The following is a 14228-nucleotide window of genomic DNA, read 5'->3' as shown; positions in this document are numbered from 1 at the left end:
TTATACAACATTAAATTTTACTTTGGTAGGTATATAAATCATAATATCTTCCCTTTTTCTCAATGAGTTCTTCATGATTTCCTCTTTCGGCAATATTTCCATTTTCTATCACCAAAATTTGGTCAGCTTGTTTGATTGTACTCAAGCGGTGAGCGATGACTAAAGTCGTTCTATTTTGCATAAGTGAATGCAAACTTTTTTGAATAAACATCTCACTTTCAGTGTCTAGATTCGACGTTGCTTCATCTAACAAAATAATTTTAGGATTGGCCAAAATAGCTCTTGCAATAGAAATTCTTTGTCTTTGGCCCCCCGAGAGTTTTACCCCTCGTTCTCCGATTACTGTATCCAAACCTTCCTCAAATCTTTCAGTAAATTCATTTACATAAGCTCCTTTCACTGCCGCCAATAACTGCTCTTCACTGGCCTCTGGTCTTGGAAATAAAATATTCTCACGAATAGTACCTTCAAACAAAAAGTCGTCTTGAAGAACTACCCCTAGCTGACTTCTATAGCTCGACAAATCGACCTTAGTTAAGTCAATGCCATCAATGGTAATTAAACCGCTATTGGGATTTAAATAAGTGGCTGCTAGACCCGCAATGGTCGACTTTCCTGAACCAGATGAACCTACCAAGGCAGTTACGCTTCCAGCCGGAGCATCAAAAGAAATACTGTGCAGTACTTCTTTTCCCTTTTCATAAGAGAAAGAGACGTCTTTATACTTTAGATCGCCTTTAATTTCTTGTAAAACGATATTTCTATTTAAGGGATCTTGTTCTTCTGCCATTTCCATCAATTCTTGGGTTCTGTCTAAGCCGGCCATGGCTTCTGTGAGCTGAGAACCTATGTTACTCATTTGAACAATCGGAGCGATCATAAAACCTAAGAAAAGTGTAAATGATACAAATTCACCATAGGTCATGCTTTCATTCATGATAAAATAACCACCAATTCCCATGATTCCTGCAGAGGCCAATCCCAATAAGAATGCCGATGAACTCGTAATCAATGCCGTTGCTGTCAAACTTTTTTTTACGTTCAAAAAGAGTTTTTCCACACCGTCTTCAAAAGTTTTACTTTCTTGATTTTCGGCATTAAACCCTTTTATTACACGAATTCCGTTCAATGTTTCTGTCAATCTGCCTGTAACTTCGGCATTAATTTTTCCTCTTTCTCTAAAGATGGGACGAATTTTTCCAAAAGCTTTAAGTGCTATAAAAGCGAAAAGTGAAACGGGAACCAAAACAAAAAAAGTCATGGTTGCATTAATTTTTAACAGAATAATCAAGGAAATTATTGCTGTAATTGAACCTCCTATGAGTTGAACCAGACCCGTACCTACCAAATTTCTTACACCTTCAACATCTGTCATAACCCTTGAAACCAAGGCTCCTGACTTTTGATTATCAAAAAAACTGACAGGTAGTTTTAGTAATTTCTTTTGTACTTGAGCCCTTAGTTTGGAGATCAGATGCTGCGCTTCCACACTCAAAATTTTTGTCAATAAAAAAGATGTTACCGCTTGAATTAATATCGCAAAACAAACTGCGGCCAGGAGCAAAGAAAGCGCCTTCATATCTCTGTTAGGAATTACCTCGTCTATCAGGTTCTTACTGGCATAAGGCAATACCAAACCCGACAAACTTTTGAAAATAATCAAAATCAATCCTACTAATACGATTCCTTTTCTGGGCCAGATAAATTCCTTAAAAGCCCATTTATACGATACTTTTTTCTTGCTCATGTTGTTTGCTTGGCCATTATCGAGCCAAATTTAAAATCCAGACAAATAGACATATACTTCTAAAAAAGAACCTTGACAACATCCTCTATCTTAGACACTTTAATCAATTCGATTTTGTGATTTTTTGAAGGAATTTTATTGAATTTAGATAGGATTATTTTTTCAAAACCCAATTTTTCAGCTTCAATAATTCTTTGTTCTACGCGGTTCACGGCTCTAATTTCTCCTGAAAGTCCAACTTCTGCCGCAAAACAAAAATTTTGAGGGATAGCCACGTCTTCATTTGAAGATAAAATGGCACATACTACAGCGAGGTCTATGGCAGGATCTTCTACATTCAGACCGCCGGCGATATTCAAAAAAACGTCTTTTGCACCCAATCTAAATCCGGCTCGTTTTTCAAGAACTGCCAAAAGCATGTTCAATCTTTTTAAATTATACCCTGTAGAAGAGCGTTGAGGTGTTCCATAAACCGCTGTACTCACCAATGCCTGTACTTCTATCATCAAAGGACGCATTCCCTCCAAAGTCGCCGCAATAGAAGTCCCTGTAAGGTCTGTGTCTTTTTCTGAAATTAATACTTCGGAAGGATTAGTCACCTCTCTCAAGCCCGTACTTTGCATTTCATAGATGCCTAACTCTGCCGTTGAACCAAACCTATTTTTTTGTGCCCTTAAAATTCTATAAGTATGGTTTCTATCCCCTTCGAACTGCAAAACGACATCGACCATATGTTCTAAAATTTTTGGTCCTGCAATTGTACCTTCTTTGGTAATATGACCAATAAGCACGACAGGAGTATTGGTTTCTTTGGCAAATTTGATAAGTTCAGCTGTCGTTTCACGTATCTGAGAAATACTGCCGGGAGAAGCTTCTATAAAATCGGTATGAAGGGTTTGTATAGAATCGATGACCAAGACATCTGGTACAATCTCTTCCATAGTTTTAAAAATATTTTGTGTTTTTGTTTCTGTCAGGATCAAACAATTGGGATTAATTCCTTTTAATCGTTCTGCCCGAAGCTTGATCTGAGATTGGCTTTCTTCACCAGAAACATACAGCACTTTTTGTTTCATCAACAAGGCGATTTGCAATAAAAGGGTAGATTTACCAATACCGGGTTCTCCTCCTAACAGCACGACGGACCCTTGAACCAAACCACCACCTAAAACGCGATTGAGTTCGTGGTTATTTGTGTGGATTCTATCTTCTTGTAAGGTAGAAATCTCATGTATTTGAAGGGCTTTATTTACTCTTTTGGCACTATTTGAAGATTTCCAATTTCTTTTTTCCTCTTTTTGAATAATCTCTTCTACAATGGTGTTCCACTCATGACAAGAAGTACATTTGCCTGCCCATTTTGGAAATTGGGCGCCACAATTTTGACAAAAGAAACTGGATTTTACTTTCGCCATCTCACAAGAATTTTTTTAATGACAATTGCTCTCCATCAAATTCTGCATAGGTAAAATGGCGAATCCAATCACCTGTATTGATATATAAACTCTCCCCGATTTTTATTTCCATAGGCAGATGTCTATGTCCAAAAATAAAGAAATCAAAATGTTTTGTTTCAAGTTTTTTCTTGGCGTATTGAACGAGCCACTCATTTTCCTCACCTAAGAATATCACATCTTCATCACCCGAAATTAATTTATTTTGGGTTGAAAGGTATTGAGCAAATTTTACCCCTAAATCAGGATGAAACCATCTAAAAAGCCATTTTGAAAAAGGGTTTGTAAATACTTTTTTCATCCTTTTATACCCCTTATCTCCTGGGCCTAAACCGTCTCCATGACCAATTAAAAAATGCTTTCCCTGAAACGTGTATTGCTGGGGAGTTCTGAAAACCGGAATATTGAGTTCGGTTTGAAAGTAATCCTCCATCCATAAATCGTGATTGCCGACGAAAAACATAATAGGAATTCCACTGTCTCTAATTTCAGCCAGTTTTCCTAAAACTCTGACATACCCTTTTGGAATTACTTTTTGATATTCAAACCAAAAGTCAAAAAGATCGCCCAGTAGAAAAATAGCATCGGCATCTTTTTTGATCGTATCCAGCCATTCAATAAATTTTAGTTCTCTGATTTTGCTTTTCTCTGTGGATGGAATTCCGAAATGCTGATCTGAGGCGAAATATATTTTTTTGGCTTTACTTAAATTCATCTGATTATTCAACTTGGTCTGCAGCAAACCATTCCGCATAAGAATTTGCTGTTTCAAATAGTTTTAACGAATGTAAGGAAACATTTTGAGGTAATTGTTTTTTAATCCTTTCTGCAAAATCGAAAAGCATATTTTCACTAGTAGGTTGGTAGGGTACCATAACGAGTCTATGCGCATGCCCTTCTAAATCTTTTGCCAACTCGGCATGTGGTGAATTTTTATTTAGAATTGTAGCATGATCAAATACATCAACAATTTCATCTTTGACAATCTTTTTAAGATCGCCAAAATCTAAAACCATTCCGTTCTTGACATGATTCAAATCGTTTATGGGCGTACCAATTACGGTAACGTACAAATGGTAGCTATGCCCGTGAATGTTCTTACATTTTCCGTCATAACCATACAAAGCATGGGCAGATTCGAAATCAAAATGTTTGGTGATCCTTATTACTTTCTTTTGCATGGCCGATCTCAAATAACATTTAATTTTTTTCCTACTTTTATAAAAGCGGCTACTGCTTTATCGATGTGTTCTTTGCTATGTGCTGCGCTCAATTGAACGCGAATTCTCGCTTTTTCTTTGGGCACAACCGGGAAAAAGAAACCAATAACATAAATACCTTCTTTTAGCAATTCATTGGCCATGGTTTGCGCCAGTTTGGCATCGTATAGCATCACTGGTACAATAGCGGCATCAGCTCCCACCAAATCAAAGCCTGCTGATTCCATTTTACTGCGGAAATAGCGGGTATTTTCTTCTAATTTATCCCTTAAGCTAACATCGTTTTCTATCAAGTCAAAAACTTTTAAAGATGCTCCAACGATAGCAGGTGCAAGAGAATTTGAAAACAAATAGGGTCTTGAACGTTGTCTAAGTAAATCTATAATTTCCTTTTTTCCTGTCGTATATCCGCCCATTGCTCCGCCTAAAGCTTTGCCGAGTGTGCCCGTAACAATATCGACGCGATCCATCACATTTTTCAGTTCTACAGTACCTCGACCTGTTTTTCCAATAAAACCTGCTGCATGACATTCATCTACCATCACCATCGCATTGTATTTATCTGCCAGATCACAAATTTTATCTAACTGAGCCACAATACCATCCATAGAAAAAACACCATCTGTTACGATAATTTTGAATCGATAATTCTTTTTATTCGCATCTATCAATTGCTTTTCAAGATCTGCCATATCGTTATTTTCATATCGATATCTAGCTGCCTTACACAAACGCACCCCATCAATAATCGAGGCGTGATTTAAAGAATCAGAAATAATCGCATCTTCAGACGACAAAAGAGGTTCAAAAACACCGCCATTCGCGTCAAATGCAGCAGCGTATAAGATTGTGTCTTCAGTTTTATAAAAACGCGCGATACGTTGCTCCAATGCTTTATGAATATCTTGGGTTCCGCAAATAAAACGAACAGACGACATGCCAAAGCCATGCGTGTCCATGGTATCTTTTGCTGCTTGAATTACTTCCGGATGATTTGAAAGACCGAGATAATTGTTCGCGCAAAAATTGATGACTTCTTCTCCCGTAGAAATTTTAATCACAGCGTCTTGAGCACTTGTGATGATCCTTTCCTTTTTGTAAAGACCTGCCTCTTCGATAGAAGCCAATTCTTCTGTAAGATGTGCTTTGACCTTGCCGTACATAATAAGTTTATTTTTGGAATATGCAAAAGTAAGCAATTCTGTTTGGATAGATTTTGAGAAAGTGAAGGTTATTCGACATGATTAGATTAATTTTGACCTCATTAAAAACGAAAAAGTGAGAGACGAAAAACTAAAATTACAATGGGAAGAAGTTCAAGCGAAATTATCTAAACTTTTTGGCGGAGGTGAAATTTTAGACGTAGATGGCATCATTTATTTAATCGGAGTCCAAGAATTAGGGCAAGGATACAGAAAGTTTAAGAAAGACGAAAAGCTCGATATCATGCACATTGCCATATGTACTTTGTTAGAACCTTTTGGCTATTACGAGTTCGATTATTTTGATAAGGACGGCTGGCCACACTTTAAGGTGTTAGACGAACTACCCTACCTTAAACCCGGGGAACAATCGGTTTTAATGAAAGAAGCGATTGTGATGTATTTTGAAAAGAGGAGTTTTTAGCAGAAGAAAAAAATTTCTTATTTCCCTGGCCCACTGTGATGATTCATCAGCTCATTCTTGAGAATTGAATTGCAAAGTCACCAAATTAATTTGTCAAATTAAGTTTGCAGTATGTTTGCAATGTAATTCTTGCCCGGTCCTTTTATGGACATAAAATTTTTTGCTCAATTTTTTTAAGACCATGTTGATGACACCTTTAGTTAGGTTAACAATATTTTTTCTTAATTTAGTTTGCAATAAGAATTAACTACCTAAACCCCTTATTATGCAGATGATTAAATCAGCGATGCTTGTTTTGTTCATTGGAATTTTTTTGAACGGTTCCCTTTTAACTGCTCAAGAAATTCCGGTCAGTACCATTAAAAAACAAATCCAATCTTTTAAAAAAGATGAAAGAGGTCCTTATTACAGAATTAAATGGTTCTGTAAAGATGGTTCCGTAAGAGATCCAAAAGAATCTTGCCCTGAATCGATCGGAGGAGGTATCCAACACGCCTCCTATAAACCGGAAGTGGATGCACTAGCCACTAACCATCAACTGTATTTTGGTAATATTTTGTCGTATAATAAAATCGAAGAATTTTGGGATGCGCAAAATAACCATAGCCGATTAAAACAATATGAGATTGTAAAGTATCTGATCACTGTAGATAACGGCTGGATTTATGAAAAAGGACAGTTTTATAGAGGAGCCATGCAATCTGAAGATGAAGAAGAATGGGGGATAGAATTTTACAAGGAAATTTTAAAAGACCAAAAAAACTTAGATGAGCAATATTATTTGATCAAACAGTCGTTGAAGGATTTGCCTCATTCGGGAGATTCGAATATCGCGCAACTCATGAGAAGTCAGTCTAAAGTAATTGCTGAAGAAGTGCCAACCTTTATGGATGTCAGGATCAAAATTCACGGAAATCCGGATAAGACCGATATCGCTGTTGTAAATGATTTTTTAAAGAAAAATGGCAGCAGTTTAAGCTCAGATCAAAAAAGGAAATTGGACGAGCTTTTGCAAACCATGAATACCTATTATACACCGGTAAGTACAGAAGAATTATTGAAGGAAGTGAGCTCAATCCAGGGGAATGAGGACCTTAAGAAATCATTGTCTGCACTTTTAAAAGGGTATGAAAGAGAAGTCTTTGCGGCGGATAAGTGTCATTCTTTGGCAGAAATTCTCTGTAATATAAGATTTGAATTACCTAAAGTTAAAAGTGCTGAAAGCAAGTTGGGCCTACTCGATCTGTCCAACAAGACCGAAAATATTTTATTCATACAATCGCAAGAATGGAAGCCCTCAAACCTCAATGAATTGATGAAAAAAATTCAGGTGCTCAGTTATGCCGCATTGGGATCCGGATTGATCGAGCTTTGGGAATGGGAAGAGGTAAAAGGTATTTTGGCGTATCGATCTTTACCTGAGTCGATGAGCCTGGGTGAATTGCAGGAGTTTTTAAATAGCTCAAGAGGAATTGTAGAATGGAGTACAGCCATGGTTAAGGCGGTTTATGGAGAAGATGTAGCCAGGTATAGCTTGTTCGAACCCAAATCTTATCAGTTCATTGATGATAGAATTCGCTCTTCTGTAGTTTTAGATCTGGGAAAGAGCGTGAGTCAATTGGGATCAATTATTTCTAAACAGTCCTCTCTTGAAAATGATGTCATGGGAATTTCAGGTGAATCCACAATCAGGGGATTAAATCCTGGATATGCCTATGGTGAACTCGAGGTTGTACGAGGATCAGTTGAAGAAACGGATTTTGAAAAAGACAAAATTTATGTTTTTGAAAGACCTCCTTCCGGATTAAAACCGGTAGCAGGAATCATGACCATTTCAGAAGGGAACCTTGTTTCTCATGTACAATTGCTCGCGAGAAACCTGGGTATTCCCAATGCCGCAATATCAGGTGAAAATCTCAAGGATCTTTTAAAATATAAAGGTCAGAAGGTTTTCTATGCAGTAACCGGAAAGGGAAATGTTTTGATGAAATTGGAAAAGGACATGAGCAAGGAAGAGTTGGGATTGTTTTCTGCTGAACAGAGAAATACCAATAAAATTAAAGTGCCTGTAGATCGCATTCAACTCGATGAAACAAACGTGATCAATATGAGAGAAGTGAATGCCGATGATTCAGGGAAAATTTGCGGTCCAAAAGCGGCCAATCTTGGTCAGCTAAAATCGCTGTTTCCAGACCATGTGGTCGAAGGTCTTATCATTCCCTTTGGCATATTTAGAAATCATCTGGATAACAAGATGCCGGGTCAGTCTGTTTCTTACTGGGAATATTTGAATGCGACTTATAATCAGGCAGAGGAGATGAAGAAGGCGAATAAAAATGACAATGAGATTGAAAAATATCAGCTAGAGAGGATGAGTACCTTGAGAACTGCCATTGAAAAAATGGAATTGAATAAAGATTTTGTTGCTCAGTTGGAAACAGAATTCAAAAAAGTTTTTGGAAGCTCTTTGGGCTCTGTCCCAGTTTTCCTGCGCAGTGATACGAATATGGAAGACTTAAAAGAATTTACCGGGGCCGGCTTAAACCTCACGTTATTCAATATTTTGAAAAAGGACGAAATCATGAATGGAATCAAAAGGGTCTGGGCCTCGCCTTATACAGAGAGAAGTTTAAAATGGAGGCAGAAATATTTGCTGAATCCGGAATACGTTTTTCCTTCCATTCTGGTTATTCCAGGTGTAAACGTCGATTATTCTGGGGTTGTGATTACGACGGGAATAAACAAGGGCGGAAAGGATGATCTTACAGTTGCTTTTAGCAGAGGTGCCGGGGGTGCAGTTGACGGTCAGTCGGCAGAGACAAGGCTTGTGACAAAAGCGGAAAATGAGTTATTATCACCATCGAGGGAGCCGAGCTATGTTTATTTATCTAAAAAAGGTGGTTCAGAAAAACGGTTTACTTCTTTTGACAAACCAATTCTAAACGAGAATAATATTCAGTCAATTAGGCGAATTGTGGATGAAGTGAGAACTAAAGTTCCGGAGAGAACAGATCCCGATTACCAGGGAGCATATGATATGGAAATGGGCTTTGAGAACGATAAACTTTGGTTGTTTCAAATTCGACCCTTTGTAGAGAATAAAAAGGCAAAAAGTTCAGGTTATCTGGATTCGATTTCGCCACAAATGGACATGAATAAGAAAGTCTCATTATCAGAAAAAATTTAAGTTATGAAGAAAGCAATAATCTTATTAGGAATTTGTTTGGCCATTGCGAGTTCATTTGCGTTTTATCCAATTGATGGTTATGGTTCGACAAAAATTGCACGTTTATTACAATTGCAGAGATCGGTGGAAAAGGGAGAGAAAATGACCCGAATTCCTCCCGGTGCGATGCATTCTTTGGCTTCGATCAAACTCAATTTAAAAAGTGTACAATCAACGGGACTCGACGCTATTTTGACGGAAGACCCTGATTTTTCCGCAAAGATCAAGTCAGTAATTCCACAGGGGAATTATTCACTTGTGGCATTGGATATGTCGGACCCAGACAAGATGAAATATGCGGCATATAAAGAAGATGTAGGTTACCAGCCGGGTTCAGTTGGTAAATTAGCCGTTTTGATAGGATTTTTTACTGAATTAAAAAAAGTTTACCCCGATTCTTGGGAGAAGAAAATAGAACTTTTAAAAAACAGAAGGGTTTCTGCCAGATATTGGGGAACAGGAGACCACCACACAATTCCGGTGTACGATATTGAAAGCGATAAACTGACCCGAAGAAAAGTACAGGCCTCGGATGTCTTTTCACTTTATGAATGGTTAGATCATATGGTCTCAGTAAGTAATAACGGCGCCGCATCCGTGGTTTTTCGTGAGGCTATTTTAATGAGACAGTTTGGACAAGCCTATCCGAGTTTAACAGATGATGCTGCTGAAAAGTATTTTGACAGTGTTTCTAAAGACAGTTTAACAAATGTTGCGCATGATGTGGTGAATTCACCTTTGAATAACATGGGTATCTCCAATGACGAATGGCGGCTGGGAGGGATGTTTACAACCGCATCGGGAAAACACGTTGGACGAAAAGGAGGAAGCAACGCTTCGCCAAAAGGACTGATGAAGTTTTTGGTTCAACTTGAACAAGGGAATGTTGTTGATGAAAATTCTAGTTTAGAAATGAAAAGAATCCTTTATCTGACAGATAGAAGGATCCGATATGCCAAATCTCCAAAATTAGACGACGCAGCAGTTTATTATAAATCTGGAAGTTACTATAAATGTGATCGCGATAAAAATCCGAATTGCGGTGACTATCAGGGCAATGTTTTTAATTATATGAATTCGGTCATCATCGTTGAGCAACCCAATGGAATAAAATACATTGTTTGTTTGATGTCGAATGTGCTGAACAAAAACTCTGCAAATGATCATTATTACATGGCCGGAGAAATAGATGGAATTATCAACAAAAAGGACACCTAAGCCGAGAGAATCTCATTGACCAGTTTATTGATTTTGCCATGATTATTTTTCTTTAGCCTGAGGAGTTCTCGCTTAAACTTGTCTCCTCCTTTTTCTTTTATCAGTTGTAAGACTTTTAAAGAAGTGGCTGAACCATGGGTTCTGAGCAATTCATTTAGACATTTGTCCTCGTCAATTGGTGCTACTTTAATGTCGTTCTCCTGACCAGGTAAATACTGATATTCTAAAAGGGGTAAAATCACCCTCCTGAGGTCTGAAGACAATAAATTGTCTAGAAATTCGATGCTGTTGATTCGGGACTCTTCCATTTCATTAATGATGCCCTGGAAGGCAACCTGCATGTCTGAGTTTTCGAATTTCAAACTTAAAAGGTTGAATATAGTTTCAACACTGCGGTGCAATTGGTTGTTTATCTCCTTTAGCAAATTCTCCCTTTCTTTATTGGAGGCATCCTTTGCATTTTCTTTAATGGCTTTTTCAATGCTAATCCGGGCTCTTATCGTCCTTCTGAAATAGGCAGATTCGTTCAATATAAATCGAGTGATCAATTTTTTCGGGATCTCAAATTTCTCATTTTTTTCTTCTAAAGAATCGAGAAAATAGGCTGCTTTACTTCTTACCGTAGCATCCCTGCTGCGCAATAATCTCAGTAGTGTTTGATGTGCGTTTTTTGTGTGAAATGATCCGATGATTTCAGGAATTTGTTGTTCTTCAAACTCATCAAGTTCTCCGGAAGCCTCTAGTTCCATCAATTTTTTTGTAATGGATGGTCCGTAGTTTTTTAAGGCTTCAACAACATTTTTTCTCAGGGTTTTGTTCGTCGATAAATCAATTAATTTCGGAACAAATTGCTCGCTCAATGTAAGCCCCGTCGCTTTGATAGCCATATTCTGGAGGTCTGAATTCTTACTTTTGAGGTATTTATCAATAAAAGGATAATACTTTTTGTTGCCGGCATAGCCAATGGTAATCAATAATGCAGCGATTTCTTCCCATCTTTGTTCATGCTCAAAATCGGTAAATTCTGTGATTTGTTCCTCTATTCTTCTGTCGAGTTCAAATTTTTTAGACAGGGATGGATTGTTTCTTCCAGAGATAGCCAGGAATAATAGGGCTGCGTTCTTTTTATAATCTTGCTCATGATCTAAATAGGATTTGAACAACTGGTTTTCTTTGCTCGGCGCATGCGAGAAGATATAAGACAAAGCTTCAAATACAACTTCATCATCTGTTGAGTTATCTAGTAATTCTCTGATCTTTTGGGTGGTTATTTTATTTTTAAACCCGGATATTTCTCTAATGGCAGCAGCTTTGACCCTATTGGAAGGGTGGTCTATAAGATTGATCATTTGTGATTTGAAAACTTTTATAAAAGGAAATCCATCGTGTTTTAACAAGGATATAATTTCTTTTTCTTCCCCCTCGCTAAGAATTTCCTTGATCGAAGATTTGGTCAATTTTCGCTTACTTTTCTTGCTGTTTTTTTTGTTTGCTGCTTCAATTGAAGCTTTGATATTTTCTCTGAATGAATCAAAATAGGTGCTTCTGAGCATCACTATCAAAACAACCCAGACGAAAAGACTAACCAAAATAATCAGGGTAATTATTTTGGGAGAAACATTTAGCTCTTTGATGACAAAAAGCAACATGAATCCTGCCAATCCCGTTGCAATACTGTCTATAACTACATCAATAAAAGGTTTTGCCTGCTTTTTTATATCAAAATCTATGGGCAAAATAGAAAGTTCGAATGCAGCTTTATTGACCGATTGCTTACAACTGCCATCAACACCTTTGATCAGTACCAATACCCATAATTCAGGAAAAAACAGAAACAAGACACAGCCCACAGCGATACCTAAAGGTAAAATCAAAAGGTTTCCTGTAACACCTAAAAATGATAACAACCGATTCGTCAGGAAAAGCTGAACAAAAAGAGCGACAACATTAAAAGTAGAAAACCAGAATCCAAAAAATGAACTCAAATCATCAGCATTTGTATAGGCTTTATGAGAGAAGTCGCTGAATTGATAATCAACTAATTTTGCCACGAGTACGCTGATTCCCATGATAGCAGATAAAAGTGTGAGATGTTTTGAACTAAAAACAACTTTCCAGGAGGATTTAGACACTTTACTTTTTGGTGACTTTCTTTTAACAACGTCAAACGCACTGATCTTTTTTATCTTGATCTCCCAGACTATAAATATGATGGGAATACAACAAGCCAATAAAATCGCCGCTATAAAAACAACCATTCCAGCACCAAAAAAATTTGCAAGAAATGTTGTTAGATAACCCCCAAAAATACCTCCGGCAATGGCTCCTGCACCAATAAATCCAAATAATCGTTTGGCTTCACGCACGTCGTAAACCATGTTTGCAATGATCCAAAACTGGGAAGTGACCAGTACGGCGAAGAGAGATAAGCTCAAATAATAGAAATACAAGATCCAGGCGTCAAAAACCTTGTATTTGATGACAAAGGAGAGTAAAAAGAAACATGAACTAAAAATGATGATAGAAGCAATTGCCATAATTTTAATCGAGTAACGCTCGACTAATTTGTTATAGAAAATGGAAGATAAAACAGCAATGAGCGCAACGAGCAGATAGGCATAGGGTAAATTTTCAGGCCCTAATTGAGAAAGAAAAATGGCATTGACCGATGGCTTAACCATCAATAAAACTGTGATGACCAAAAAAATATACAATTGCATGAGCAACGATACTTTTAGCTCACCCTCATGGAGATTAAAGGTTTTTTTGAGAAAACGCTTGACCATGGTTATATTAGGATTAATTACAGGAGTATTTCCTTGATTTTGAAATAACGGATTCAAGCGGTACAACGAGATCCCTGATAATTTGCTCACCACCTCCATCATCTATAAGGGCGACAAGGATATATTTTCGATCTTTTCCCCAGACCAAAACAGAATCGGAATGATAGGTTTTCCAGGACCCTGATTTTCGATAAACAGTTGATTCGGGCGCAATTTTCTTCAGTGTGTTCACAAATTTATGGGTGAGTGCCGGATCTTTCAACACTTCGAGCATCCTTTTTGATTGCTCTTGGTTGATCAGACGTCCGAAGACCAGCTGGTAATAGAAACTTGCGACCTGGGCAGAGGTTGCACCATGACTAAGGCCCTTTAATGGGTCTGGGTAGCGTTTTCCCGTGGAAGCATAGCGTTTCCCAACCCAAAGTCCACCTCCGGTCGTTTCATCATACAATTTGTGGTTGGCATTTCTGAGAGAGGATTCTATTTTTTCAAATCCAAGCAGGTCTATAATTCTGGTAGTGGCTTGGTTATTTGATTTGCTGATCATCAATTTCATGTCCTTTCTCATGGCATCTGTTTCAACAATTTCATGATTATTGATGGCATCCATGGCGGCTAACAACACGGCAATTTTTGGTAAACTTGCAGCATACATCATCTGATTGTCGTTTAATCCTGCATAGGTCACTTGATTTGGATCGTGCAAATCGACGATGGAAATGGACATTTTTTTATTTGAGATCAATTTTTTCCATCGTTTATTTTGATCGATCTCAGATTTCAGGATCTCCTGCATTTTATGGCAACGGAGCGACTGAACTTTAGGCAAAGGGCCATTAAAATTTAAGGGCAGAGATTCTTGTGCCCCGATATGCCAGAAAGCGAGGAATTGAAAAAGGAAAAAAGTCAAGGTCAAATTTTTGATCACAAGAAGATAGGTTTGTTTTAGTA

The 14228-nt window shown here is 37.6% G+C and carries 10 protein-coding genes; 3 read left to right on the top strand and 7 right to left on the bottom strand.

The annotated features are described in order from the left end of the window. Positions 1-10 precede the first annotated feature (10 nt). The 5 genes from ACFQ39_RS05190 to kbl are packed head-to-tail and all read right to left on the bottom strand — an operon-like array spanning position 11 to position 5584. Entirely contained in the window at positions 11-1747 is a 1737-nt protein-coding gene (locus ACFQ39_RS05190; RefSeq protein WP_377176925.1) for an ABC transporter ATP-binding protein, read from the bottom strand. A gap of 59 nt (positions 1748-1806) precedes the next feature. Then, positions 1807-3162, bottom strand: coding sequence for a DNA repair protein RadA (radA, locus tag ACFQ39_RS05185; protein ID WP_377176924.1), 1356 nt, complete (start codon positions 3160-3162; stop codon positions 1807-1809). A gap of 1 nt (position 3163) precedes the next feature. Continuing rightward, the gene (locus ACFQ39_RS05180) at positions 3164-3916 is read right to left on the bottom strand and encodes a UDP-2,3-diacylglucosamine diphosphatase (protein WP_377176923.1); all 753 of its coding nucleotides are present in this window, start codon (positions 3914-3916) and stop codon (positions 3164-3166) included. A 4-nt stretch (positions 3917-3920) separates the two neighbouring features. Then, a complete protein-coding gene (locus ACFQ39_RS05175) occupies positions 3921-4382 on the bottom strand; it encodes a 6-pyruvoyl trahydropterin synthase family protein (protein ID WP_377176922.1) in 462 nt (153 codons plus the stop codon). An 8-nt stretch (positions 4383-4390) separates the two neighbouring features. Then, positions 4391-5584 (bottom strand): glycine C-acetyltransferase, encoded by a 1194-nt coding sequence (gene kbl / locus ACFQ39_RS05170; protein ID WP_377176921.1) that lies wholly within the window; start codon positions 5582-5584, stop codon positions 4391-4393. Positions 5585-5699: 115 nt separating this feature from the next. Here kbl and ACFQ39_RS05165 point away from each other — a divergent pair, with 115 nt between their 5' ends. The 3 genes from ACFQ39_RS05165 (at position 5700) to ACFQ39_RS05155 (ending at position 10491) form a co-directional block, all read left to right on the top strand. Beyond that, positions 5700-6047 carry a hypothetical protein gene (locus tag ACFQ39_RS05165; protein WP_377176920.1) on the top strand — a complete coding sequence of 116 codons (348 nt, stop codon included), beginning with the start codon at positions 5700-5702 and terminating at the stop codon, positions 6045-6047. Between the two features lie 271 nt (positions 6048-6318). Next, the gene (locus tag ACFQ39_RS05160; protein WP_377176919.1) at positions 6319-9234 is read left to right on the top strand and encodes a PEP/pyruvate-binding domain-containing protein; all 2916 of its coding nucleotides are present in this window, start codon (positions 6319-6321) and stop codon (positions 9232-9234) included. A 3-nt stretch (positions 9235-9237) separates the two neighbouring features. Beyond that, entirely contained in the window at positions 9238-10491 is a 1254-nt protein-coding gene (locus ACFQ39_RS05155) for a serine hydrolase (protein ID WP_377176918.1), read from the top strand. On the opposite strand, the gene ACFQ39_RS05150 is transcribed toward ACFQ39_RS05155, so the two are convergent. Together ACFQ39_RS05150 and ACFQ39_RS05145 are read right to left on the bottom strand one after the other, a co-directional pair. Then, on the bottom strand, positions 10488-13277 hold the full coding sequence (locus ACFQ39_RS05150; RefSeq protein WP_377176917.1) for an Npt1/Npt2 family nucleotide transporter: 2790 nt from the start codon (positions 13275-13277) through the stop codon (positions 10488-10490). The genes ACFQ39_RS05155 and ACFQ39_RS05150 overlap by 4 nt on opposite strands. A 13-nt stretch (positions 13278-13290) precedes the next feature. After that, positions 13291-14187 (bottom strand): serine hydrolase, encoded by an 897-nt coding sequence (locus tag ACFQ39_RS05145; protein ID WP_377176916.1) that lies wholly within the window; start codon positions 14185-14187, stop codon positions 13291-13293. Positions 14188-14228 lie beyond the last annotated feature (41 nt).

The sequence above is a fragment of the Namhaeicola litoreus genome (assembly GCF_042679565.1).
In the GTDB taxonomy this organism is placed as follows: domain Bacteria; phylum Bacteroidota; class Bacteroidia; order Flavobacteriales; family Flavobacteriaceae; genus Namhaeicola; species Namhaeicola litoreus.
The sequence above is the reverse complement of the archived record's forward strand: the minus strand, read 5'-3'. Positions and strand labels throughout refer to the sequence as shown.